Raw genomic sequence first — 26,632 nt, forward strand, 5'->3', positions numbered from 1 at the left:
CCATAGATTAACTTAGTAAATTATCCATATTATAATACCCAGGACTTTGGTTAACTAAAAATTTAGCAGCAGTTATAGAGCCTTTAGCAAAGATATCCTTAGATTGAGCTATATGTTTTAACTCTACAACTTCATCATGACCTGCATATATGACATTATGCTCACCAACAATAGTCCCACCTCTAATAGCGTGTATTCCTATTTCATTTTCACTTCTTTTCGCCTCGCGGCCATATCTTCCATAATTATATTCAATACTAGGTAGTACATCTTTTATTGCATTAGCAATCATAATAGCAGTACCACTTGGTGCATCAACTTTTTTATTATGATGTTTTTCTATTACTTCAATATCAAAACCATTTAACACTTTAGTAGCTTCTCTTACTAATTTTAATAAAACATTAACTCCTAAGGACATATTAGAAGAGTGGAAAATAGGAATTATATTAGAGGCATCTTTTATTTTATTTAACTCTTCTTCATTATATCCAGTAGTAGCAATAACCAAAGGGGTTTTAGTATTTAAAGCATAAGATAAAACATTATCTAAAGCTAAGTGATGAGAAAAATCTATTATTACATCACCTTTTTTAGAAATATCAGACATAGTAGAGAAAACGTTAAAAGATGTTTTTTCTTTTTGGCTAGGAGATACTCCACAAACTAATTCTAAATCAGGATCTTGTTCTATACATTTAGTTAAAACTCTACCCATTTTTCCAAAGCATCCATTAACTATAACTTTTAGCATGATTTTTCTCCTAATGATAATCCTTGATTTTTTAATTCTTGTTTTAAAACTTCTAAGTTTTTATCTTCCATTTCAGCTAGAGGTAGTCTTAAATTTCCAACATTAAATCCAAGTAAATTCATAGCAGTTTTAACAGGTATAGGATTAACTTCTATAAATAAAGCATCTATTAAAGGCTTTAATTTAAGTTGTAATTCTCTAGATCCTTTTATATCTCCTTCTAAGAATTTATAAACTAAATCATGAGTTTCTTTAGGACAAACATTAGCAAGAACAGATATTACTCCATGACCTCCAACTGATAATAATTGAATTATACTATCATCATTTCCTGAATAAATAGCAAAGTCATCTGGAACTAATCTAGCTATTTCTCCAACTTGAGATAAATCTCCACTAGCTTCTTTTATAGCAACTATATTATCTATTTTAGCAAGTTCTGCTACTAAGCTAGGTTTCATATTCATAGATGTTCTTCCCGGAACATTGTACATAATTATAGGAAGATTTACGCTTTTAGCTATAGTTTCAAAATGAAGCTTAAGACCATTTTGGTTAGCTTTATTGTAGTAAGGTGTTATAACTAATAATCCATCAGCTCCAAGTCTTTCAGCTTCTTGACTTAAATAAATAGAATGTGCAGTGTTATTTGAGCCAGTTCCAGCTATAACAGGTATTCTTTTATTAACTTTATCAACAGTATATTTTATAACAGCAAGCTGTTCTTCATCGCTCATAGTAGTGGATTCCCCTGTAGTTCCACAAACAAGTATTGCATCAGTATTATTCTCTATGTGATATTCAATTAATTTTCCAAGAGTCTCAAAATCTACACCATTTTCATCAAAAGGTGTAACTAAAGCAACTGCAGAACCTTTAAATAACATATACAAAACCCCTTTATATAAGAATTTACCTAATTAGGTATTAAAGTATTAAACTAAATCACAAGCAACTAATAATTCTGCTATTTGAACAGTATTAGTAGCAGCACCTTTTCTGATATTATCGGCAACTACCCATATATTTACTCCATTATCTACACTAAAATCTCTTCTTATTCTTCCAACGAAAACTTCATCACGACCAGTAGAATCTACTGTAGTAGGATATTTATTTTCTTTAGGATTATCCATGACAATTACACCATTCATGTTTTCTAAAGTATTAACTAAATCAGAAAGCTCAAATGGGTTTTCAAATTCAATATTTATAGATTCACTATGGCTATTTTTTACAGGAACTCTAACTGTAGTAGCTGTAACCTTCATATCGAAATCATTAAATATTTTTTTTGTTTCATTTATCATTTTTAATTCTTCTTTTGTATAACCATTGTCTTCAAAAACATCTATATGAGGAAGACAGTTGTAAGCTATTGGATGAGGATAGAAACTATTAGGTTTTCCATCAACACCATCTTCTAAATCTTTAATACCTCTTACACCTGAACCAGATACAGCTTGATAAGTAGAATAAACTATTCTTTTTATTTTATATTTTTCATGAAGTGCCTTAAGAGGAACTACAGCTTGTATAGTAGAGCAATTTGGGTTAGCAATTATTCCTTTATGTTTTTTTATATCTTGTGGATTAACCTCAGGAACTACTAAAGGTACATTTTCATCCATTCTCCAATAACTAGAATTATCAATAACCACAATACCCTTTGAAGCTGCTATAGGAGCATATATAGAACTTATTTCACCACCAGCAGAGAATAAGGCTATTTGTATATCTCTATCAAAAACATCTTTATTTAATTCTTCAACTACATATTCTTTTCCATTAAATACTACAGTAGACCCAGCAGACTTAGCAGAAGAGAATAAATATAGTTTATTTATAGGGAACTTTCTTTCTTCTAAAACTTTTAAGAAAGTTCTTCCAACCATACCAGTAGCACCAACAATAGCTACATTAACTTTTTTCATAAAATCACCCCAAATAAATTGATTAAGTATCTATATAAAATTATTCAAGGAGATTAAAATATATTCTATTTGTTGATAATAAATCCCTTTAAAAATATTTTTTATAAAAGAGGTAGAAAATATAGCTTTTTTGTTAAGCTTTTCAGAGAATAGAAAAATAATAAAAAAGGACTATAACTAAATAGTCATAGTCCTAAGTAAACTTTAATTTATATTATCTAACTCAATCTTAAGAATACACAGTTATATTTTAAGACTCAAATCATATTATAAATTTATCTACATCCCTTATTAAAAAGAGGATCAAATTACTTACACATTAAGTGCATTTTCACTATCTATATTAAGTGCAACTTCAATACCTTCAAGAGTAGAATTTAAAGCTACACGTGGACTTTTTGCATCACCAATCACATGGAAAGGAATTTCTAAATCTCTACATTTTAATTGAACATCTTCTAAAGCTACTGAAGTTGCACCAAGAGCAACGACTACAGCATCACAATTAATACTTGTTTCAGTTTCATCTTTAACATATACAACTTCATTTTCTTTTATTTCCACAACCTTGGCACCAGGAATTTGATTAACACCTATTACATACATATTTTCAAGCATATTCATACTTCTAATCCAGCCTAAGTCTCCACCGAATCTTTCAGATTCATCAATAACTGTACATTTTATACCTTTGTCAGTTAAGTATTGAGCAGTTTCTAAACCTACCATTTTTCCGCCAAGTATAACCACATTACCAGAAAGTTCTATATTACCAGATAAAACTTCTTCATAAGTAAATACATTTTTACTTTCTATACCTTTTATTTCAGGTTTTGAAGCAACAGCACCAGTTGCAATTATTACTTCATCAGGATTAATCTGAGATACCAACTCAGGAGTTACAACTGTATTTAATCTAACATCAACACATAAACGAGTAGCTTCTTTAGCTTCCCAGTCAATAGCATCAAGCATCTCACCTTTATATGGAGCAGCGCCAGCTAAGTTAAATTGCCCACCTAATTTATCGCTAGCTTCACATAAAATTGGGTTATGACCTCTAACTTTTAACATGTTAGCAGTCATCATACCACCCATACCACCACCAGCTATTAAGACTGTTTTAGGGTTAGATGTTTTAGTAATAGATTGACCTTCTTTACCAACCATAGGATTTCTCATACAAGTAATTGTAGGAATGCTTGGATTCATTATAGAGTCAAAGCAACCCTTCAAGCAACCAACACATAAACGTATACTATCAGTTTTACCACCTTTTGCTTTATTACAGAATTCATGATCTGTAATTTGACCACGACCTATAGCAACCAAATCACATTTTTCTTCTTCTATAAATTTATTTGCAATTTCTGGATGATTGATTCTACCAACGCCAACCACAGGCATTTCAATAGCATCACGTATCTTTTTTACATTTTCAATGTTATATCCGCGAGGAGTATCAATTGAAGGAACTTCATATTTTAGAGCTGCAGACTTATTATTACCTCTTGAAATATCAATTATATCAACACCTTCAGCTTTAGCCATCTTTAAAAACTCAATTACATCTTCTATAGTAAGTCCATTTTGAACATAATCATCTAATGCATCTACACGCATAAATAAAGGCATAGTTTCTGGCATATTAGCACGCATAGTACGAATAACTTCAAGTGAAAATCTTGCTCTATTTTCTAAAGAACCATTATATTCATCATCACGTTTATTAAAAGCAGCACTTAAGAATGTATGAGGAAGATAAGTATGAGCAGCATGGAATTCTATAGCATCACAGCCAGCTTTTACTGCCATTTTAGTGGATTTTCCATAACAATCAACAATTTCTTTTATATTTTCATGAGTCATGCCTTCTGTAACCATAGGAGTTCTATCTTTTGGAAGTAGAGCTATTGCAACTTGACCACCATGCCAAATTTGAACACCTATTTTACCACCAACGCTATGTACGCTATCTATAAGTTTTTTCATACCTTCAAAATGTTCATCTTTATAAAGGGCTACATAACCATTACCATGAGTACTTGGGTGTATAGCACAAACCTCAGTAAAATTAAGTCCACAGCCGCCTTTTGCAATTGCTACATGATAATCAATTAAATTTTGTGTAACAAGTCCAGTAGGAGAAGCCATTTTTGTCATCATTGCTGGAAGTATTACACGGTTTTTTATTTCTAAATCTTTTATTTTAAATGGAGAAAACAAAGAATTATAGTTCATAATCATATCACCTTTCACTATTAAAATTTATTATTTAGCTATACGTTATATTTATAAAATTACATTACAATTCCACCATCAATATTTAATATTGCACCAGTTGTATATGAAGAATCCTCTGAAGCAAGGTATACAAAAGCACCAGCCATTTCATAAGGCTCAGCCATTTTTCCAAGTGGAGTTACTTGTCTCATATGTTCAACCATTTGATCTGTAACAAACTTTTTTACCATTTCAGTAGCCACAGAACCAGGAGCAACAGCATTAACTCTTATATTGTATTTACCAAGTTCTCTAGCAAATGATCTTGTAAGGCCATTTACAGCAAACTTAGAAGCAGTATAAGCACATTGTCTGCCAGCACCATTTACACTTACTAAAGAGCTTGTGTTAATTATATTACCACCGCGGGCTTTCATAATTTTAACCGCAGCTCTTGTGCAACGGAACATTCCTGTAACATTTACGTCCATAACTTCTTCAAATTCTTCATCTGTCATTAAATCGATATCTTTTGTAGCTGTAATACCAGCATTATTAACTAATATGTCAACATAGCCCCATTTATCAACTACTTGTTTAAACATTTCATTGATTTCATCAGTACTTGACATGTTTGCGTGAACTGCTATAACATCAGCATTAGGATATTTTTTTTGGATAAGATTTAGTGCGTTATTTGCAGTTTCAGCTCTACTTCCACATATTGCAACTTTAGCACCTTCTTTGACATATCTATCAACTATAGCAAAACCAATACCACGTGATCCGCCAGTAACGATTGCAACTTTATTTTTTAGTTTCATAAAATTAATTCCTTTCAAAGTTAGTTTATATGTTAATTACAAAACAATTACAATGGAGTTATAAATTAGATAAGATAAAACAAAACTAAAAAATTTAATTTAATGTGATAAATAAATTTTTATTCAATTAATAGAATTGAGTATTCGAAATAATTACATTATTAGAAATGATTAAATTTTCCAAAACAACTATTGAGATAATCGTAGGACACAAAATTTAATTTGTCAATAAAATTTTAAATTTGAAATTGTAAAGTTTTATAAAAAATAAAAAAGCTGCAAAATTTAATATTTACAACTTTTTTAACTATTAGAAAGTAAATCAGATATTGTTTTTGAAATATCTAATAAATCTTTAATAATATCTTGTTTATGAAACTTATTTAAGTAAGATTTGTGACCGTATATACTAAGTGTTGCTATAGCTTTCTTATTATTTAAAATAGGTACACAGTAGCAAAGTTCATCAAAGTGATACTCACCAGATTCATAAGCATAGCCATCATTTTTTACCTTTTTTAAGTAAGCAACTAAATCATCAATGCTTGTGAAGAAGTTACCTTTAAATCTGCTATTAGATACTTTTGAAAGGTAAATTTGTATTGCTTCATTAGAAGATTCCAACTGGCAGTTATAAGCTAACATACAATGAGCTACGGCAGGACGATAAGCCTCACAATTTAGAGGATTCTCATGTAGTGAATAAAAAGTTGTAGTGTAGTAACCAGAGTAGTTTCCTATCACAAAAACATTTGAACCTTCAATTACGGATAGAGAAACTGAGTTGCTATATTTTTCTGCTAAAAATGCCATATATGGTCTTGCAGTAGTAGCTATTGGTAAATTATTAGCAGCTGAAAATCCAAGAATGAGCGCTTTACTACCTATTGTATACAGACCTGTTTTAGGATCTTTTGATAGAAAATCTTTTTGATACATTGTGGTTAAAGTTCTATGAACAGTACTTCTGTGTAAGTTCATAACTTCAGCAATAGAAGAAACGGACATTTTACCACCATTTGAATGAATAAGACTTAATATATCTAAAGCCCTATCTAAACTTTGTAAAGAAGACAAACTTATATAAACCCCTTTCGAAATATATAATTTTTTTCTTATAGTATAGCATAATTTAAATAAAAAAATAAAAAATAATTGTTCCATATAGTGCGACATTCATATGGAGATAATATAAAAAAATTATAAAAAATAAGTTGAAATGTATGTAAATATCGAACTTATAGTACGTTTATAGTTTATTTTTAATAAAATAACTTTAAAATAGTGTTGCGGTATATGAAAAGGGTTGCTACAATGAAATTGAAATATACTTTTAATACTTAAAAACATATTATTTTCAATAAAATTCAAAACAGTTACATTTTATACTATTCAAATATTCAGATTAAACTTAATTAATTCAAAATAATAGAATTTAAAACAATTAAATTCCAAATAATTACACCTAATAAAATTCAAAACAACTATTAAAATTTATTTAAGGGAGAAGTAATTATGGATAATTTTAAACTATATACACCAATTAACATAGGCAATGTTGAAATAAAAAATAGAGTTTTAATGGCGCCTATGAGCCTTGGCTATGAAGAAAAAGATGGAAATGTAAGTTCAAGACTTCAAGACTTCTGGATTGAAAGAGCCAAGGGTGGAGTAGGTCTTATTGTTGTAGACGCAGTTACAGTGGATAGCTCAGTTCCATATTTAGGATTTACAATTAGTTTAGGAGAAGATAAATTTATCCCTAAATTCAAATCGTTTGTAGATGAAATTCATGCAAATGGTTCAAAATTATTTCCTCAAATTACACATCCAGGACCTGAATCTATTTCATGGATGTTTGGTAAAACACCAGTAGCTTCTTCAAACTATATAAATAGTTTAGGAAAATCAGTTAGAGAACTTGAAGTAGAAGAAATTGAAGCTATAGTTGAGCAATATGGTGATGCTGCAAGAAGAGCTAAAGAAGCAGGTTGCGACGGGGTAGAGTTTCACTGTGCCCATGCATATATGTTAGCAGGTTCTTTCTTATCTCCACTTAGAAATAAAAGAACAGATTGCTATGGAGGTAATTTAGACGGTAGAGCTAAATTTGCTTTTGATGTAATTAAAAATATAAAGAAAAAAGCTGGAGATGATTTCCCTATACTTATGAGAATTTCAGGCGATGAAAGAGTATTAGGCGGAAATACATTAAATGATATGTTGTATTTAGTACCTAAATTTGTAGAAGCTGGGGTAGATGCTTTTGAAATTTCTGGTGGTACTCAATATGAATTATGTTGGAAAATAATCCCTTGCCATTATGAGTCACCAGGAGTAAATATAAAAGAAGCTGAAGCTATTAAAAAAGTTTCTAAAGTACCTGTATTTGTAGTTGGTAAGATTAATGATATAAAACTTGGCGAAAGTTTAGTTGAAAGAGACGTTGTAGATGGAGTAGTATTTGGTAGACCTTTACTTGCTGATCCTGAACTTGTAAATAAAGGGTTTGAAGGAAGATATGAAGATATAAGACCATGTGCAAGTTGCGGTGGACCTTGTATAACAAGAGAAAGATCTAACCCAGTTGCAAAATGTGCAATAAACCCTGAACTTGGGCGTGAAAAAGAAATGGCTATTACAGAAGCAAAAATAAAGAAAAATGTAGTAATAGTAGGTGGTGGACCAGCTGGTTTAGAAACTGCAAGAGTTGCAGCTAAAAGAGGTCATAAAGTTACTTTAATTGAAAAGTCAGATAGACTTGGAGGTCAAATAAATCTTGCAGCTATTCCTCCTCACAAACAAGATTTAACAAGATGGGTTAAATATTTAAAAGTTCAAGTTGAAAAATCTAATGTAGATATAAAATTAAATACAGAAGCAACAGCTGAGTATATAAAAGAATTAAATGCAGATGTATGTATTATCTCAACTGGTTCAACTCCGTTTATACCAAAAGTAAAAGGCATAGAAAATATTGATGTTATAACAGGTAGTGATGTGCTATCTGCAAAGGTTAAAGATGCAATACATGGAAAGGTTCTTGTAGTTGGAGGTAGTCTTGTAGGATGTGAAGTTACTGAAACCATATTGCACAATGCAGTAGGACCTGTACAAATTCATATGATTGAAATGTTAGGTGAAATTGCACCAAATCTATGCCCAAATAATAAAGTACCTCTTATGAAAATGCTTAATGAAAAAGGCGTTGTAATGAGCACTAATACAAAACTTTTAGAAATTACAGAAGATGGTACAGGAGTTATAGTTGAAAAAGATGGAAAAGAAGAAGTGCTAAGTGGATTTAGTAAAATAATTTTCTGTTGTGGTGCAAAACCGGTAAATAATTTAGCAGAGGAACTAAAAGATATTGAAGTACACATTATAGGAGATGCCAACAAGCCAGGACAAGTCCATCATGCTATTGAAGCAGGAGCAATACTTGCAAGAAAAATAGGAGATGTAGAAAATTTAGATAGCGAAAAAGCGATTGCAAATTAAAAATTAAAGAGGGGGATCCGGTATGAGTACTATTGAAAAGTTAGAACAAAGATTAATACAAATGGAAAAGGAAATTACAAGACTTAAAGATATAGAATCTATAAAAAGTTTGAAGGGAAAATATCTACGTTGCTTAGACTCTAAGCTATGGGATACAATAGGAGAATGTTTTTGTGAGGATGTAACGACAAGTTACTCAGATGGAAAACTTTCTTTTACAGGTAAAGAAGAAGTTGTAAATTTCTTTAGAACTTGTATGCCACCAGAACATATAACTATGCATCAATGTCATACTCCTGAAATCGAGTTTGAAAGTGATACTGTAGCTTTTGCATATTGGTATTTAGGAGATAACCTAATATTATTAGATAGAAATATGGGAATTAGAGGTGGAGCATTTTATCGTGAAAGCTATGAAAAAGTTAATGGAGAATGGAAGATAAAGACAATTGGATATAAGCGTACATTTGAAGAAAGATGGGATAGAAATGATCCAAAAAGTGCAAAGATTACTTATAATATGCATAGTAAAGAATAAAATAGTCAAGTGATTAACTCTTATGTAGGATATAAAGCTTTTGTATTAAATATAAAACTATCCTTATTTTTAATAATATATATTGTTTTTAAAGATCCTTACGAGGGTCTTTTTTTACGCTTAAGGAAATTATGATACTTCATAAACTGTAGATAATTATTGAAATTAAGCAATACCAATTAGTTTTATGAGCGTAAAAAAGACATTTTGAGCAACGGACGAAGTCGTTGGCGACATGAAGTGTTTTGCCGACACGTCGCTCAAGCGCAGCGAATTTTTTATATCTTTAAAAATAGAGTACAAGTATAGTCAGATTCATTGAATTTTATTTTTGTATATAAAATATGAAGGAAAATGTAAAGTCTGTACGGAATTGGAGAATATATTATTTATAGTGAAACCATTATAAAAGCTATCGGGGTCGAGATTCAAATATAAATAAGTTAACAAAACGATATATTAAGGGGGGAAGTATATGATAAAAAATATACCTTTAGAGAATAAGATTAACAAACATAGAAAGATATTAAATTCCATTGCAGAGCTAGGAAGAAAAGAGTTTAAGACGTCACAATACATAAAGGATTATTTAGATGGAATTAATATATCATATAAAGAATATCTAGATACATCTATCGTAGGAATTATAAAAGGAAATAATGGTGATAAAACTATAGCATTTAGAGCAGATATGGATGGATTGTTAACAGATGAAGGTCCGAAACACTTATGTGGACATGATGGACATATGAGTATATTACTAGGTCTTATAGAATTTATCAGTATGAATAAAGAAAAATTAAAGGATGATATAGTATTTATATTTCAACAAGCAGAAGAAGGTCCAGGTGGAGCTAATGAGTTGATTGAAGCAGGAATAATACAAGAATATAATATAGATGAAATTTATGGTCTTCATATATATCCAGATATAGAAACAGGATATATAGGAGTAAGAAGTGGATATTTTATGGCACAGGCAGGAGATATAGATATAAATATATATGCTAAAAGTGGGCATGGAGCAATGCCTCAAAATGGAATAGATGGAGTTGTAGTTGCCTCGAATTTAGTCACTAATCTTCAAACTATAATATCCAGAAATGTAAGCCCTATTGATACAGCTGTACTTAGCATAGGAATTATAAATGGAGGCACAAGAAGAAATATTATAGCTGAAAATGTTAATTTACAAGGCACAATAAGAACATTTAAGCCAGAAGTATATAGTAAGATTAAAAAAAGAATACTAGAAGTGTGTAAAGGAATGGAAGTTTTATATAATTGCAAAGTAGATTTAAAAATAAGAGATGATTATCCAGCCGTTAACAATGATAAAAAGTTATATGAAGAATTTATACAGATAGTAGATAAAGATAGGCTAATACAACTTGATCCACTTATGATATCAGAGGACTTTTCATATTATCAAAAAGAAATACCAGGACTGTTTTTCATGCTAGGAGCAAGAAATATAGAAAAAGGGTTTATTAATGGACTTCATAACATTAATTTTGATTTTGATGAAGAAGTTTTAAGAAATGGTCTAGAAATATTTATTAAATTGTTAAAACATAAGAGATCAATATGTTAAAATACATTTAAAAATTTATACTATGAGTATAGAATAAGTAGTATTTAATATAGTTAAAGAAAAGAGTTTTTATAATTAAAGGATACCCCTATAAATGTTTGTATAAATTTCGTCTAAATGACAAGAATACAAATATGTAAAGGGGTGTTTTTTATGGATTTAAATAAACCAGGCAAAAAAAGTACAAGTAAATCTAAAAAGAAAAAAATATTGACAGACAATGATATAATGAAATATGAGATAGCATCAGAACTAGGTCTAATAGACAAGGTAAATGAATTAGGCTGGGCAGGTCTTACAGCTAAAGAAGCTGGAAGAATTGGTGGAATACTCACATCTAGGAAAAAACAAAAGAAAAAGATGGAGGAGTCAAATAAAGAGGATGGATCAGTATAAAGATTTCGCATTCATCTATGATGAGCTTATGAATGAAGTTGATTATAATGGATGGGTTGAGTATATAGAAAAAATAATAGAAAAAGAAGGTACTAAAGTACAAAATATATTAGAATTAGCTTGTGGTACAGGTAATTTAACTATACCATTAACTAAGAAAAACTACGATATCGCAGGAATAGATATATCAGAAGAAATGCTTGGAGTAGCTAGAGAGAAGGCAGAAAAAGAAGGTGTAGAGTTAGTATTACTACAACAAGATATAGCTGAACTAGATTTTGATATAACAAACTTAGACTGCGTATTATGTGCTTGTGATGGATTTAATTATATAACATATGATGAAGATTTAGAAAATGTATTTAAAAAGACATATGAACTTCTAAAGGAAAATGGATTATTTATATTTGATATAAGTTCATTCTATAAGCTGTCATCTGTACTTGGAAACAACATGTATGGAGAAAATAGGGAAGACGTAGCTTATATGTGGCAAAACTACTTTGATGATGAGGAAAATCTAGTAGAAATGGAATTAGCCTTCTTTGTAAAAGATGAAGATGGTAGATTTGAAAGATTTGAAGAAGTTCATCAACAAAGAGCATACACAGAAGAAGAGATATTAGACATGTTACAATCAGTAGGATTTAAAGATATAAAAGTATATTCAGATTTTACATTTGAAGCACCAAAAGAAGATAGTGAAAGAATATTCTTTGTAGGTAAAAAATAAAGGAATATATGGAGGAATTGTTATGAAGGATTATGTAATAAGAGCAACTGCAGGAGAAGGTCAAGTTAGAGCTTTCGTAGCAACTACTACTAACCTTGTAGAAAAAGCAAGAGAAGTACATGGTACAACAAAGGTTGCAACAGCGGCTTTAGGGAGAACATTAACAGCAACATCAATAATGGGGTTAATGATGAAAAATAAAGGTGACAAGGTTACTGTTATAATAAAAGGTGGAGGTCCAATAGGAACTATACTTACAACATCTGATTCTACAGGAATGGTAAAAGGATATGTTCAAAATCCACAAGTAGAAGTACCAGATTATGAAAATGGAAAGCTTAACGTGGCTGCAGCAGTAGGAACTGATGGAGTAGTTAAGGTTATAAAGGACTTAGGTCTTAGGGAGCCTTACAATGGAGCATACCCACTTGTAAGCGGTGAAATAGCAGAAGACTTCACACATTATTTTGCATTATCAGAGCAAACACCATCTGTAGTATCATTAGGTGTTCTTACAACAGAGTATGAAGTAGAACATGCAGGAGGATTTGTTGTTCAGCTTATGCCAGATGCAACAGAAGAGACAATATCTCAACTAGAGCAAAATATATCTAAGTTAGACTCAATAACAAATATGATGTTAGAAGGAAAAACTCCAGAAGATATATTAAGTATAGTATTAGAAGGACTAAACCCAAGAATATTAGATAAAATAGAAGTTGGATTTGAATGTGAATGTTCAAAAGAAAAAGTTGGAGAAGCGCTAGTTTCTATAGGAAAGAGACAACTTCAAGAAATAATAGAAGAAGATAAAAAAGCTGAAATAGGATGTCAATTCTGTAACTCAAAATATAATTTTAATGAAGAAGAATTAATAGAACTATTAAATAGCTTAGAAAACTAAAAAATAAGCTCTTTTGCTAAGTACCTTATTAAATGGTAAAATATACTTATGCAAAAGAGCTTTTTTACTTACTAAGGGAATTTATCGCCTTGGAAATCGTGGATAGTCTATAAATTAAAGTTATATTAATATATTTGAAAAAAGTAAAAAAGAATTTTTGAGCAGCGGACGAAGTCGTTGGCAATATGAAATAGTTCGCCCATACATGGCTTAAGCAAAGCGAATTTTTATTATAAAAAATTACATATAACAATGGGGTGAAATAGGTAATGAACTTTAACCAAGGACTGGAACTAACTCAATCTCAAAGCCTAGTAATGACGACTCAGTTAAAGCAATCATTAGATATACTAAATATGAGTAAGTTAGAGCTAGACGAAGAAATAAAAAGAGAATGTGAAGAAAATCCTTTAATAGATGCAGAAAAAACTACAGAAATAGATTGGGAAGCATATATTAAAAATATTGAAAAGTCCAACTTATATGATAAAAATGAGGTTAGCTACAACAGGGATAATGAAGTTAGCTTTGAAAATATGGTAAAGTATTCATCAAGCTTATACGAAGACTTACATTTTCATATAAGTTTATATAAGCTAAGTAAAAAAGAAATGGAAGTTTGTGACTATATTATCGACAGTCTAGATGAAGATGGATATTTAAGAGCAAATGAAGAAGAAATAATAAGTGAATTAAATATAGATAAAGAGTTATTTGAAAGATGCTTATTAAATATACAACAATTAGAACCAAATGGTGTAGGAGCAAGAAACATATCAGAATGCTTAATTATACAAATAAGAAATTTAGGTATAGACAATGAAATATTAGAAAAAATTATATTAAATGACTTAGAATTGATAGGAAATAATAAATATAGGGATATTAGTAAAAAATACAAAATATCTCTGCAACAGTGTGTAGATATGATGGAAATAGTTAAAAGTCTAAATCCAAAGCCAGGTATATCTGTTAGTAAAGAAAGTAGTATGTATATACATCCAGATGTAATAGTCGAAAAATTAGATGGGGAGTTTATAGTATATAGAAATACTAACGATAACTATCAATTAAACATAAATAATTTTTATAAAGAAATACTAAAAAATGCAAGCTCAGATAATAGTGCAAAGTCGTTTATAAAGGAAAAATTAAATTCAGCGACAATGCTAATTAAGAGCATAGAAAGTAGAAATAGTACAATTATGAAAATAGCAAAAGAAATTGTAAAGTCTCAACGAGAGTTTTTTGAAAATGGAGTCAGGTATATAAAGCCTATGAGGATGAAAGATATTGCTGATAGATTAGGTTTTCATGAATCTACAATAAGTAGAGGTGTAAATGGAAAGTATATGCTAACAACTTTTGGAATATTTGAATTTAGATATTTTTTTAGTAGCGCTATAGAATCTAATAAAGATGAGGGTACATCTAGCTTAAGCATAAAAAAAATGATACAGGATAAAATAAAAGCGGAAAATAAGAAAAAGCCATTAAGTGACGACAAGATAGCAAGTATGTTAAAAGAAGAAGGGATTAATATAGCTAGGAGAACGATTGCTAAATATAGAGAAGAGCTTAAAATACCATCTTCAAGTAAGAGAAAACAATACTAGTATTAGAAAATAAAAATAAAAATATCTCAAAAACTATTGAAATATATTTACATTTCATTTACAATAAAATTATCTTGTGGGACTAAAAAAATACACGGGGACATAAAAAGTCCCTCGGTGGACGTTGATGAAGGAGACAATATGAATAACTTAATAAAAATTCAACAAAAACTAATTCCACAAGTTATAGAGCTAATGGAGAAAAGATACTCTATTTTAAGACAGATATCCTTGAGTGAACCAATAGGTAGGAGAACCTTATCAAATGTTTTAGGAATAAGTGAGAGGGTCGTAAGATCAGAAACTGAGTTTCTAAAAGAACAAGGTCTTATAGAGGTAGCAGTATCTGGAATGACCATGACTCAAGAAGGTATGGATCTTTTAGAAGAGCTTAAAGATATAATGAACGATATCATGGGATTATCAACGCTACAAGAAAAGGTAAAAGAAAAGCTTGGAATAAAGAAAGTTTTACTAGTACCTGGTAGCTATGATCAAAATCCTAGCTTAATAAAAGATATAGCAAAACTAGGATCAGAGTATTTCTTAAGTATCTTAAAAGATGGAGATGTAGTTTCTATAACAGGTGGAAGTACTATGTTAGAGTTTTCAAATGCTATAAAGACTGACAAAAAATACGAAAATACAACTGTAGTACCTGCAAGAGGTAGTATGGGAAAAGATGTAGTGAGTCAATCTAACAACATAGTAGCGACAACAAGTAAGAAATTAGGAGCAAACTACAAATTATTACATATACCTGATGAACTAGGTACAGAGGCTATGAAAACACTTACACAAGAGCCTCAAATAAAAAAGACTTTAGATATGATTGAAAAAACTGATGTATTAGTGTTTGGAATCGGAATTGCACTGGAGATGGCCAAAAAAAGAAGGCTTCCAGAAGAAAGAATACAAGAACTTATTGATAAAGATGCAATAGGGGAAGCATTTGGACACTATTTCAATAAAGATGGTGAAATAGTATGCAAGCTAAATACTGTAGGGATACATCTAGATACTTTCAAAAAAACTAAAGAGAACATAGCTATATTTGCTGGAACTCAAAAAGCAGAGTCTTTTATAGCTATGACAAATATCAATAAAAACATATCACTAGTAACAGATGAAGAAAGTGCAAATAGAATATTAGAGTTATTACAATAGTTTATAACTAGCATTGCTAGTAAAAATATATTTTATACACAATTTAGGAGGTAGCATTATGGTTAAAGTTGCTATAAACGGATTTGGTAGAATAGGAAGATTAGCTTTAAGAAAATTAATGGAGCAAACAGATAAGTTTGAAGTTGTTGCTATAAACGACTTAACAGATGCTAAAACATTAGCTCACTTATTCAAGTATGACTCTGCACAAGGAAGATTCAATGGTGAAATAGAAGTTAAAGAAGGTGCTTTCGTAGTTAATGGACATGAAATAAAAGTTACTGCTGAAAGAAACCCAGCTGATTTACCATGGGCTGAGCTTGGAGTTGATATAGTATTAGAATGTACTGGATTCTTTACTTCTCAAGAGAAGGCTGGACTTCATTTAGAAGCTGGAGCTAAAAAAGTTGTTATATCTGCACCAGCTACAGGAGACTTAAAAACTGTAGTATTCAATGTTAACCATGATGTATTAGATGGAACAGAGACTGTTATATCAGGGGCATCTTGTACAACTAACTGCTTAGCACCAATGGCTAAAGCATTAAATGATGCATTTGGATTACAAAAAGGATTCATGACTACAATACATGCATACACTAATGACCAAAATACATTAGATGGTCCTCATGCTAAGGGAGACTTAAGAAGAGCTAGAGCTGCTGCTGCAAGTATAGTTCCTAACACTACAGGTGCTGCAAAAGCTATAGGTTTAGTTATACCAGAATTAAAAGGTAAATTAGACGGAGGAGCTCAAAGAGTTCCAGTTATAACTGGTTCTTTAACTGAATTAGTTTGTACATTAGATAAAAAAGTTACAGTAGAAGAAATAAACGCTACTATGAAAGCTGCTTCAAATGAATCATTTGGATATACTGAAGAGCCATTAGTATCTTCAGATATAATAGGAATAGACTTTGGTTCATTATTTGATGCAACTCAAACAAGAGTTATGGAAGTAGACGGACAACAATTAGTTAAAGTTACTTCTTGGTATGACAATGAAATGTCTTACACTGCTCAATTAATAAGAACATTAGGATACTTTGCTGGTTTAGCTAAGTAATTTAATATAGAGTCCAGGCTTGTAGTTTAAACTACAGGCTTAGGACTTTTTTAAAAGAGACTTACAACAAATAACAACTAAAAATAAGGTATGCTAAATTCGGTGTTATAGAAAGATTATTCATTTTAACAATGGGTTAGCTTGATTTAAAGGAGAGAGATAAATATGTCAATGCTTAATAAAAAGACTATAGAAGATATAAATGTATGTGGAAAAAAAGTTTTAGTAAGATGTGATTTCAATGTGCCTCTAAAAGATGGCGTTATAACAGATGAAAACAGATTAAACGGAGCTTTACCAACAATAAAGTACTTAATAGAAAATGGAGCAAAAGTTATATTATGTTCTCACTTAGGAAAACCAAAAGGAGAAGCTAAGCCAGAATTATCTTTAGCACCAGTAGCTACTAGATTATCAGAAATGTTAGGTAAAGAAGTTGTATTTGCAGCTGATGACAACGTTGTAGGAGAAAATGCAAAGGCAGCTGTAGAAAAGATGGAAAATGGTGATGTAGTATTACTACAAAACACTAGATATAGAAAAGAAGAAACTAAAAACGAAGAAAACTTCTCAAAAGAATTAGCATCACTTGCTGAAATATTTGTAAACGATGCATTCGGAACTGCTCATAGAGCACACTGTTCAACAGTAGGAGCTGGCGAGTTCTTACAAGAAAGAGCTTGCGGATACTTAATTCAAAAGGAATTAAAGTTCTTAGGAGAAGCTGTTGAAACACCAGTAAGACCTTTTACTGCTATACTTGGAGGAGCTAAAGTATCTGATAAGATAGCTGTTATAGAACAATTATTAGAAAAAGTAGACAATCTAATAATAGGTGGAGGAATGGCTTATACATTCTTAAAAGCACAAGGATATGAAATAGGAACTTCTCTAGTAGAAGAAGAAAAAGTAGATTACGCTAGAGAAATGATGAAAAAAGCAGAAGAAAAAGGCGTTAAGTTATTATTACCAATAGATAACGCTGTTGCTGACAAATTTGCTGATGTTGAACCAGTTATAACTGAAGATGCAAATATACCAGCAGGATTCATGGGACTAGATATAGGACCTAAAACAATAGAGTTATATGTAAATACAGTGAAAAACTCTAAAACAATAGTATGGAATGGACCAATGGGAGTATTCGAGTTCGAAAACTTCAATAAAGGGACATTAGCTGTCGCTAAGGCTATGGCAGCTTTAACTGATGCTACTACTGTAATAGGTGGTGGAGATAGTGCTGCTGCAGTTAACCAATTAGGATTTGGAGATAAGATGACTCACGTATCAACAGGTGGAGGAGCTTCTCTAGAATTCTTAGAAGGTAAAGAATTACCAGGTATAGTAGCTTTAGATAATAAATAAATTTGAAAATTATCGTAAGACATTTATTTGTCAAACATTTATATATATGACCACAGTTTAGTTTTACCTTAATGGGTAGAGCTACCTTAATAAATATTTATTAAATCTAGAGAAATCTTACTTAAGGTTTCTCTTGGATTTAATCAAAGGTGGAGGAGTAAAAAATGAGAAAGCCTATAATAGCAGGAAACTGGAAAATGCACAAAACTATAGCAGAAGGTGTAGCTTTTGTGAATGAAGTTAAAGATAAAGTAAATAATGATAAGGTAGAAGCTGTAATATGTGCACCTTTCACTTTATTAAAAGACTTAAAAGAAGCAACTAAAGGAACTAACATAAAGATAGGTGCTCAAAACATGCATTTTGAAGAAAAAGGGGCATTCACTGGAGAAGTATCACCACTTATGTTAAAAGAATTAGATATAGACTATGTTGTAATAGGACACTCAGAAAGAAGACAATACTTCAACGAAACTAATGAAACAGTAAATAAAAAAGTTTTAAAAGCTTTAGAAGTTTCTATAGATCCAATATTATGTGTTGGTGAAACTCTAGAAGAAAGAGAAGCTGGAGAAACTAAAGCAGTTTGTAAAGTTCAAGTTGAAAAAGCTTTAGAAAACGTAGCTAAAGAAGATTTAGCTAAGGTTGTTATAGCATATGAGCCAATATGGGCTATAGGAACTGGAAAAACTGCAACTAGTGAAGATGCTAATGATGTAATAAAATACATAAGAGAAGTTGTAAAAGATATATACGGAGACCTAGCTAACGAAGTTAGAATTCAATACGGTGGAAGTGTTAAGCCTGCTAACGTAGCTGAAATAATGGGTCAAAGTGATATAGATGGAGCATTAGTTGGTGGAGCTAGCTTAGAAGCAAGTGACTACACTCAACTTGTTAACTACTAAGGAGAGGAAACTATGAAAAAGCCAATAGCATTAATAATAATGGATGGTTTTGGAGAAAGCAAAGTAGTAGATGGAAACGCTGTACTAAATGCAAATACTCCTAATCTAGACAACTTAATAAAAGAATATCCACACACTTTAATAAGTGCTAGTGGACTTGATGTAGGTCTTCCAGATGGACAAATGGGTAACTCAGAAGTAGGACACACTAACATTGGAGCAGGAAGAATAGTATATCAAGATTTAACTAGAGTTAGTAAAGCAATAGAAGATGGAGATTTATTCAAAAACGAAGTCTTACTAGAAACTATGAAAAATGCTAAGACTAGCGCACTTCATTTAATGGGCTTATTATCTGATGGTGGAGTACATTCACATATAGACCATTTAAAAGGTATCATAAAGATGGCCAAAGAAAATGGTGTTGAAAATGTATATGTACATGCATTCACAGATGGTAGAGATACAGATCCTCAAAGTGCATTAACATATATACAAGATGTAGAAAATTACATGAAAGAACTTGGAGTAGGTAAATTTGCTTCAGTTTCTGGTAGATACTATGCTATGGATAGAGATAAGAGATGGGATAGAGTTAAACTTGCATACGATGCAATGGTTAATGGAAAGGGATTAACTGCATCTAGTGCAAAAGAAGCTGTAGAAAACTCTTATGCAGAAGACAAAAACGATGAATTTGTTCTTCCAACAGTTATAGTAGAAAACGATAAACCAGTAGGTCTTATAAAAGAAGGGGATTCAATAGTATTTGGTAACTTTAGACCAGATAGAGCGAGAGAAATAACTAGAGCAATAGTAGATACAGATTTTACAGGGTTTGAAAGACCAAACATAAAAACATACTTTACATGTTTAACTACATATGACATAACTATAAAAAATGTACATGTAGCTTTTAAACCTCAAAGTCTTGAAAATACATTAGGGGAATATTTAGCGAAAAACGGTAAAAATCAATTAAGAACAGCAGAAACTGAAAAATACGCTCACGTTACATTCTTCTTCAATGGTGGAGTTGAAGAACCTAATGAAGGTGAAGATAGAGAACTAGTACCATCACCAAAGGTTGCAACTTATGACTTACAACCAGAGATGAGTGCTTATGAAGTAACAGATAAGTTGCTTGCTAAAATAGATGAAGACAAATACGACTTTATAGTTGTAAACTTCGCAAATCCTGATATGGTAGGACATACAGGTGTAGTAAAAGCAGCAATAAAAGCTGTTGAAACTGTAGATGAATGTGTAGGAAAGGTAGTAGAAAAGATACTTTCTAAAGGTGGAGAGGCTATAATAACTGCTGACCATGGTAATGTAGAACTTATGCAAGACCCAGAAACTAAATCTACTATAACAGCACACTCTACAAATCCAGTACCATTTATATTAGTAGGAGAAAAAGATAAATCATTAAGCCTAAGAGAAGGCGGAAGATTATGTGATATAGCACCTACAATATTAGAAATGATGAATTTAGATAAACCAGAACAAATGACTGGTGAATCTTTAATAATAAAATAAATTTTAAAATTAAAACTATAAAATAAGAAAATATAAAACCCCATCAAAGAATTTTTTTATTAAACATAAGATATTATATTCTTAAAAATAGGTATAATATTAAGTAGTTTACTTAATTTTAAAAATTTAGACATTAAAAGTAGCAAATAAACCATTTAAAATCGAAGGGAGATACAAACATGTCAGTTATAGAATTAGTATATGCTAGAGAAGTATTAGACTCAAGAGGAAATCCAACTGTAGAGGTTGAAGTAGCTTTAGAAAGTGGAGCTCAAGGTAGAGCAATAGTTCCATCAGGAGCATCAACAGGAGCTTTTGAAGCTGTTGAGTTAAGAGATGGCGACAAGTCAAGATACTTAGGAAAAGGTACTGAAAAAGCTGTTGCTAATGTAAATGAAATAATAGCTCCTGAATTAGAAGGAATGGATGCATTTGACCAACCAGGAATAGATGCATTAATGATAGAATTAGATGGAACTCCAAACAAAGGTAAGTTAGGAGCTAACGCAATATTAGGTGTTTCTATGGCTGTAGCTAGAGCTGCTGCTGATGAAGTAGGATTACCATTATTCCAATACATAGGTGGAGTAAATGCTAAGCAATTACCAGTACCAATGATGAACATATTAAATGGTGGAGAGCATGCTGATAATAACGTTGACGTACAAGAGTTCATGATATTACCAGTTGGAGCTAAAACATTCAAAGAAGGATTAAGAATGGGTGCAGAAGTATTCCATTCATTAAAGAAAGTTTTAGGAGAAAGAGGATTAGCTTGTGGTGTAGGTGACGAAGGTGGATTCGCTCCAAACTTAGGATCAAACAGAGAAGCTTTAGAATTAATAGTTGAAGCTATAGAAAAAGCTGGATACAAGCCAGGAGATGACGTAAGATTAGGTCTTGACGTTGCTGCTACAGAAATGTACAACAAAGAAACTAAAAAATATGTTTTAGCTGGAGAAGGTAGAGAATTAACTGCTGAAGAAATGGTTAATTTATATGAAGATTGGGCTAACAACTTCCCAATAATAACTATAGAAGATGGATTAGATGAAGAAGATTGGGATGGATGGAAGTTATTAACTGATAGATTAGGAAACAAATTACAATTAGTTGGAGACGATTTATTCGTAACTAACACTGAAAGATTAGAAAGAGGAATAGAAGCTGGTGTAGCTAACTCTATATTAGTTAAAGTTAACCAAATAGGAACAATAACTGAAACTTTAGATGCTATAGAAATGGCTAAGAGAGCTGGATACACTGCAGTTATATCTCATAGATCAGGAGAAACTGAAGATACTACTATAGCTGACTTAGCAGTAGCAGTAAACGCTGGGCAAATAAAAACTGGTGCTCCATCAAGAACTGATAGAGTAGCTAAATACAACCAATTATTAAGAATAGAAGAAACAGTTGGTGAGCAAGCTAGATACTGTGGATTAAAATCTTTCTACAACTTAAAAAAATAATCAAATAAAAGTAATATAAAAGGGGTTTAGATTATCTAAGCCCCTTTTTACATATAATAAAATTTATTAATATTTTATAGATTTCAACATAGTGTTACAAAAGAAAAGATACAATATAAAACAATTACAGAAAACATCAAACTATACTGTATACCTTGAATACACTAGGGTTATATGATATATTAAAGTGTAAGACAAACCTACAATTAATGAAGGAAAGGAGGGAATATAGATGGATTTAGGTATGATATTAATGGGAGTACAAGTAGTACTATCTATAATTCTTGTAGTAAGCATAATGCCACAAGATACAAAAAGTGCAGTTCCTTCACAATTTGGTGGAGAAGGTAACCAAAGTTACTTTAAGCCGAAAGGAAAAGAAGCATTCTTAGCAAGAACAACTAAGGTAGCAGGGGTACTATTCTTTATAAATGCAATAGCAATGCTTTTAGTAAAATAATATTAAATAATTGGCCATTATTTAATAAAAATTAAGATTTAAAAATTAAATTTAATTTTTAAAGAGGCAGCTACAACTAGTAGTTGTCTTTAATTTTTTTCATCAATTTCTTCTATATAAATATCAGCCCAAGTAACACGATTACAAAAAGGACACTTTAATCTAGATTGAAGACCAGAATTTATAGCAAACATCTGATGAAACTTAATATAAAACTTATGACCACAATTTTTACATACATAAGGAATATGCTTAATTTTATTATAAACAGATACAAAAAGCAGAGTAATTGAAACTATAGTAATAACTAAAAACCAAAAATTTTGATTAGGAAACTCATAAAACTCAAAAATTAATCCAATTATAAAAAAAAGGACAGACCAAATAATGATAGGTTTGAAAGTAAGACGATTATAAAAATAAAATTTATCCCAAAACTTACTCATAAAAACACTCCCTATAAACTAATTAACTAAATAGTAGCACTTGCAAATCAAGAAATCTACCTAATAACCCATAGTTATTTAAAAAAAACAAAGTAAAATAAAACAATTTATGATATCAAAACAAAAAGTATAACCTTAAAGGACTAAAATCTAAGAATATATTGAAATTTACTAGTTGAAAGTGTTGAAAAATACAAGAATTTTATACACTCTTATCTTGATTTTAACAAGGATTTTTTAGGTTACATAAAGAAATAAATGATTAAAGATGTTACAAAACAATGGAAACAAGGAGGATAACTATGGCTGTGTTTAAGATGAAGCAAGATGATGAATGGAAAAGAAACTACATATTAGAATTCAATGACATGAGAGATAATTATGAGTACAAACTACAATTAAAAGACGTAGAAATAGAAAAATTAAAATCAGAAATCTTAAGATTAAGAGACAGTAAAAATACTCTAAAACCAAGAGATAAACAAATTTCAGATAGAGATATACAACTTATAAAAGACTTAAGAGTTTGTAAGCTAAGCTATAGTGAAATATCAAAGAGAACAAAATGGAGCAAAGCAACAGTAAGTAGGGTATTAAATGGACTTTATGATTAAAAAAAAATATAAATATATATAATATAAAGCTCATGAGTTATAAAAATATATAAACATGAGCTTTTTAATATGAAAATATCTATAATTATATGAATAAATATATAAACTCATATAAAAATAAAATATAAATTACAAAATATGGCTATTGTATTGGAATAAATTGCTTTTTTATATACAATAGACTAATAAGAATAATTTTCTTTAGAATAAAATTTTTTATAAGTATTATATTTATTAAAAAAGTATATATTTTAAGTATAAGTAGTAAAAAATAAATAAAATTATAATACTAATAAAGTATGTAAATACACAAACTAAGTAATAACAAATTTAAAAATAAATTTAGGAGGAAGCACAAATGTTACCAGGACTTAAAGAACGTTTATTAGGCTTAATAAATGACAAAGCATACAATCCTCTAAAAAAAGAAGAATTAGCATTAATATTTGAAATACACCCAACTGAAATGCCAATGTTTTATAATTTTTTAGAAGAACTAGAAGAAGATGGATATATATGTAAAACAAAAAAAGGAAAAATAACATCTCCAAAATCAATGGGATACTTTGTAGGAAAATTCGTAGCTCATAGAAAAGGATTTGGATTTGTAGAATCTGATGAAGAATACACTCAAGACTTATTCATACCAGCAAGCGAAACAAATAGTGCTATGCATAATGATAGAGTAGTAGCAGAAATAATAAAACCAGCAACAGACGAAAGAAGAGCAGAAGGTGCTGTAATAAAAATACTTGAAAGAGAAATAACAAAAGTAGTAGGATTATTCCAGCCAAGCAAAAGCTTTGGATTTGTAATACCAGATGAAAAGAAATTTAACCAAGATATATATATACCTAAAAAATACTTTAGTGGTGCAAAAGCTGGAGACAAAGTAGTTTGTCAAATAACTATATGGCCACAAGCAGGAAGAAAGCCAGAAGGTAAAATAGTAGAAGTATTAGGGCCAAAAGGAAGTAAAGAAGTAGAAATACTATCAATAATAAGAGCACATGGATTACCAGAGGAATTCCCTAAAAAAGTATTACAAGAAGCTGAAAGTGTAGCACAGCCAATACCACAAGAAGAAATAAGAAGAAGATTAGATATAAGAGATATGAACATATTCACAATAGATGGTGAAGATGCAAAAGACCTAGATGACGCTATATCTATAGAAGTACTTCCAAATGGAAACTTTAGCTTAGGAGTACATATAGCAGACGTTACTCACTATGTACATGAAAAAAGTAAATTAGACAAAGAAGCTTTAAAAAGAGCAACTTCAGTATACTTAGTGGATACAGTAATACCAATGTTACCTAAGACTCTTTCAAATGGAGTATGTAGTTTAAATCCAAATGAAGATAAACTTACATTATCAGTATTTATGGAAATAGATAGAAAAGGTAATGTTAAAAAGTACGATATAAAAGAAACAATAATAAACTCAAAAGCTAGAATGACTTATACAGAAGTATCAGACATACTAGAAAAAGATGATGAAGAATTAAAAGAAAAATTCGCTCACGTAGTAGAAGAATTTAAAAATGCTGAAATATTAGCTAAAATATTAATGAATAGAAGAAAGCAAAGAGGAGCAATAGACTTTGACTTCCCAGAGGCTAAAATAATATTAACACCAGAAGGAAAAGTAGCTGATATAAAACACTACGAAAGAAGAATATCAAACAAAATAATAGAAGAATTCATGCTTATAACAAATGAAACAGTAGCAGAGCACTACTTCTGGTTAAACATGCCATTTGTTTATAGAATACATGAAACTCCATCAGCAGATAAAATGCAAGACTTAAGTAGATTTATATCTACATTTGGGTATACTATAAAAGGAGACTTAGAAGAAGTACATCCAAAAGCATTACAATCAATAATAGAAAAAATAAAAGGAACAAGAGAAGAAGAAGCAATAAGTACAATAATGCTACGTTCACTAAAACAAGCTAGATATTCACCAGAATGTAGTGGACATTTTGGTCTAGCAGCACAGTACTACAGTCACTTCACTTCTCCAATAAGAAGATATCCAGACCTTCAAATACACAGAATAATGAAGGAACATATAAATAATAAAATAAACAACAAAAGACAAGAGCAACTAGCTCATACTGTAGAATATGCATCAACTCAATCATCAGAAAGAGAAAGAGCAGCAGAACTTGCTGAAAGAGATGTAAAAGACTACTACAAAGCTGTATATATGGAAGACAAAGTAGGAGAAGAATATAATGGTATCGTATCAAGTGTAACATCATTTGGTATGTTTATAGAACTTCCAAATACAGTAGAAGGATTAAGTAGATTAGCAAATATGGGAGATGACTATTATATTTATGACGATATGACATATACTATAATAGGAGAAAGAACTAAAAAGACTTACAAAATAGGTGACCCAGTTAGAATAAAGGTTGCTAATGTAAATGTAGATTTAAGAGAAATAGACTTTGAAATTCTATACAAATTAGACGATGAAAATGAAATAGCATCTGAAGAATCTATTGAAGAATAGATAATATAATAGTCGAAATACTACCCTCCGTCGGAGATACCGACA

General features: G+C 30.5%; 23 protein-coding genes. 16 read left to right on the forward strand and 7 right to left on the reverse strand.

Going from position 1 to position 26,632, the window contains the following annotated elements:
- Positions 1-7 precede the first annotated feature (7 nt).
- From dapB to I2H23_RS08315, 6 genes are all read right to left on the reverse strand, one after another.
- Positions 8-754: a 4-hydroxy-tetrahydrodipicolinate reductase gene (gene dapB, locus I2H23_RS08290; RefSeq protein ID WP_166504723.1), complete on the reverse strand. Its 747-nt coding sequence runs from the start codon at positions 752-754 to the stop codon at positions 8-10.
- A complete protein-coding gene (gene dapA, locus I2H23_RS08295; protein WP_166504724.1) occupies positions 748-1,641 on the reverse strand; it encodes a 4-hydroxy-tetrahydrodipicolinate synthase in 894 nt (297 codons plus the stop codon). Before dapA ends, dapB begins: the two co-directional genes overlap by 7 nt.
- A 48-nt stretch (positions 1,642-1,689) precedes the next feature.
- Positions 1,690-2,688: an aspartate-semialdehyde dehydrogenase gene (locus I2H23_RS08300; protein ID WP_195581470.1), complete on the reverse strand. Its 999-nt coding sequence runs from the start codon at positions 2,686-2,688 to the stop codon at positions 1,690-1,692.
- 312 nt (positions 2,689-3,000) lie between these two features.
- Complete coding sequence (gene baiCD, locus I2H23_RS08305) at positions 3,001-4,929, reverse strand: bile acid Fe-S flavoenzyme BaiCD (protein ID WP_195581471.1); 1,929 nt, start codon at positions 4,927-4,929, stop codon at positions 3,001-3,003.
- Positions 4,930-4,988: 59 nt separating this feature from the next.
- Entirely contained in the window at positions 4,989-5,735 is a 747-nt protein-coding gene (locus I2H23_RS08310) for an SDR family NAD(P)-dependent oxidoreductase (protein ID WP_166504726.1), read from the reverse strand.
- A gap of 303 nt (positions 5,736-6,038) precedes the next feature.
- Entirely contained in the window at positions 6,039-6,911 is an 873-nt protein-coding gene (locus I2H23_RS08315; protein ID WP_207741714.1) for an IclR family transcriptional regulator, read from the reverse strand.
- 339 nt (positions 6,912-7,250) lie between these two features.
- Between I2H23_RS08315 and I2H23_RS08320 the strand changes: the two genes are divergently transcribed.
- The 14 genes from I2H23_RS08320 to secG all read left to right on the forward strand — a co-directional run bounded on the left by I2H23_RS08320 (position 7,251) and on the right by secG (position 22,997).
- The gene (locus tag I2H23_RS08320; protein WP_195581473.1) at positions 7,251-9,236 is read left to right on the forward strand and encodes an FAD-dependent oxidoreductase; all 1,986 of its coding nucleotides are present in this window, start codon (positions 7,251-7,253) and stop codon (positions 9,234-9,236) included.
- A gap of 22 nt (positions 9,237-9,258) precedes the next feature.
- Positions 9,259-9,774 carry a nuclear transport factor 2 family protein gene (locus I2H23_RS08325; protein ID WP_166504729.1) on the forward strand — a complete coding sequence of 172 codons (516 nt, stop codon included), beginning with the start codon at positions 9,259-9,261 and terminating at the stop codon, positions 9,772-9,774.
- A 475-nt stretch (positions 9,775-10,249) separates the two neighbouring features.
- Positions 10,250-11,368: an amidohydrolase gene (locus I2H23_RS08330; protein WP_195581474.1), complete on the forward strand. Its 1,119-nt coding sequence runs from the start codon at positions 10,250-10,252 to the stop codon at positions 11,366-11,368.
- Between the two features lie 153 nt (positions 11,369-11,521).
- On the forward strand, positions 11,522-11,764 hold the full coding sequence (locus I2H23_RS08335) for a small, acid-soluble spore protein, alpha/beta type (protein ID WP_166504731.1): 243 nt from the start codon (positions 11,522-11,524) through the stop codon (positions 11,762-11,764).
- Complete coding sequence (locus I2H23_RS08340) at positions 11,751-12,497, forward strand: class I SAM-dependent methyltransferase (protein ID WP_195581475.1); 747 nt, start codon at positions 11,751-11,753, stop codon at positions 12,495-12,497. The genes I2H23_RS08335 and I2H23_RS08340 overlap by 14 nt, the downstream gene beginning before the upstream one ends.
- A 22-nt stretch (positions 12,498-12,519) precedes the next feature.
- A complete protein-coding gene (gene hslO / locus I2H23_RS08345) occupies positions 12,520-13,401 on the forward strand; it encodes an Hsp33 family molecular chaperone HslO (protein WP_092922550.1) in 882 nt (293 codons plus the stop codon).
- Positions 13,402-13,670: 269 nt separating this feature from the next.
- On the forward strand, positions 13,671-15,017 hold the full coding sequence (rpoN, locus tag I2H23_RS08350) for an RNA polymerase factor sigma-54 (RefSeq protein ID WP_195581476.1): 1,347 nt from the start codon (positions 13,671-13,673) through the stop codon (positions 15,015-15,017).
- A gap of 117 nt (positions 15,018-15,134) precedes the next feature.
- On the forward strand, positions 15,135-16,184 hold the full coding sequence (locus I2H23_RS08355) for a sugar-binding transcriptional regulator (RefSeq protein ID WP_271933042.1): 1,050 nt from the start codon (positions 15,135-15,137) through the stop codon (positions 16,182-16,184).
- 58 nt (positions 16,185-16,242) lie between these two features.
- Positions 16,243-17,250 carry a type I glyceraldehyde-3-phosphate dehydrogenase gene (gene gap / locus I2H23_RS08360; protein ID WP_092922559.1) on the forward strand — a complete coding sequence of 336 codons (1,008 nt, stop codon included), beginning with the start codon at positions 16,243-16,245 and terminating at the stop codon, positions 17,248-17,250.
- A gap of 165 nt (positions 17,251-17,415) precedes the next feature.
- Positions 17,416-18,615 (forward strand): phosphoglycerate kinase, encoded by a 1,200-nt coding sequence (locus I2H23_RS08365; protein WP_195581478.1) that lies wholly within the window; start codon positions 17,416-17,418, stop codon positions 18,613-18,615.
- A 164-nt stretch (positions 18,616-18,779) separates the two neighbouring features.
- Positions 18,780-19,523 carry a triose-phosphate isomerase gene (gene tpiA, locus I2H23_RS08370; protein ID WP_195581479.1) on the forward strand — a complete coding sequence of 248 codons (744 nt, stop codon included), beginning with the start codon at positions 18,780-18,782 and terminating at the stop codon, positions 19,521-19,523.
- Between the two features lie 12 nt (positions 19,524-19,535).
- Complete coding sequence (gpmI, locus tag I2H23_RS08375) at positions 19,536-21,065, forward strand: 2,3-bisphosphoglycerate-independent phosphoglycerate mutase (protein WP_195581480.1); 1,530 nt, start codon at positions 19,536-19,538, stop codon at positions 21,063-21,065.
- Between the two features lie 179 nt (positions 21,066-21,244).
- Positions 21,245-22,537, forward strand: coding sequence for a phosphopyruvate hydratase (eno, locus tag I2H23_RS08380; RefSeq protein ID WP_166504738.1), 1,293 nt, complete (start codon positions 21,245-21,247; stop codon positions 22,535-22,537).
- A gap of 232 nt (positions 22,538-22,769) precedes the next feature.
- On the forward strand, positions 22,770-22,997 hold the full coding sequence (gene secG / locus I2H23_RS08385; RefSeq protein ID WP_166504739.1) for a preprotein translocase subunit SecG: 228 nt from the start codon (positions 22,770-22,772) through the stop codon (positions 22,995-22,997).
- Between the two features lie 89 nt (positions 22,998-23,086).
- On the opposite strand, the gene I2H23_RS08390 is transcribed toward secG, so the two are convergent.
- Positions 23,087-23,443: a hypothetical protein gene (locus tag I2H23_RS08390; RefSeq protein WP_195238017.1), complete on the reverse strand. Its 357-nt coding sequence runs from the start codon at positions 23,441-23,443 to the stop codon at positions 23,087-23,089.
- A 302-nt stretch (positions 23,444-23,745) separates the two neighbouring features.
- Here I2H23_RS08390 and I2H23_RS08395 point away from each other — a divergent pair, with 302 nt between their 5' ends.
- Together I2H23_RS08395 and rnr are read left to right on the forward strand one after the other, a co-directional pair.
- A complete protein-coding gene (locus I2H23_RS08395; RefSeq protein ID WP_195238015.1) occupies positions 23,746-24,057 on the forward strand; it encodes a DNA-binding protein in 312 nt (103 codons plus the stop codon).
- Between the two features lie 358 nt (positions 24,058-24,415).
- Positions 24,416-26,587 carry a ribonuclease R gene (rnr, locus tag I2H23_RS08400; protein WP_195238013.1) on the forward strand — a complete coding sequence of 724 codons (2,172 nt, stop codon included), beginning with the start codon at positions 24,416-24,418 and terminating at the stop codon, positions 26,585-26,587.
- Positions 26,588-26,632: the final 45 nt, after the last annotated feature.

It is taken from the genome of Romboutsia sp. BSD2780061687b_171204_C1 (genome assembly GCF_015560225.1).
Taxonomy (GTDB): Bacteria; Bacillota; Clostridia; order Peptostreptococcales; family Peptostreptococcaceae; genus Romboutsia_C; species Romboutsia_C hominis.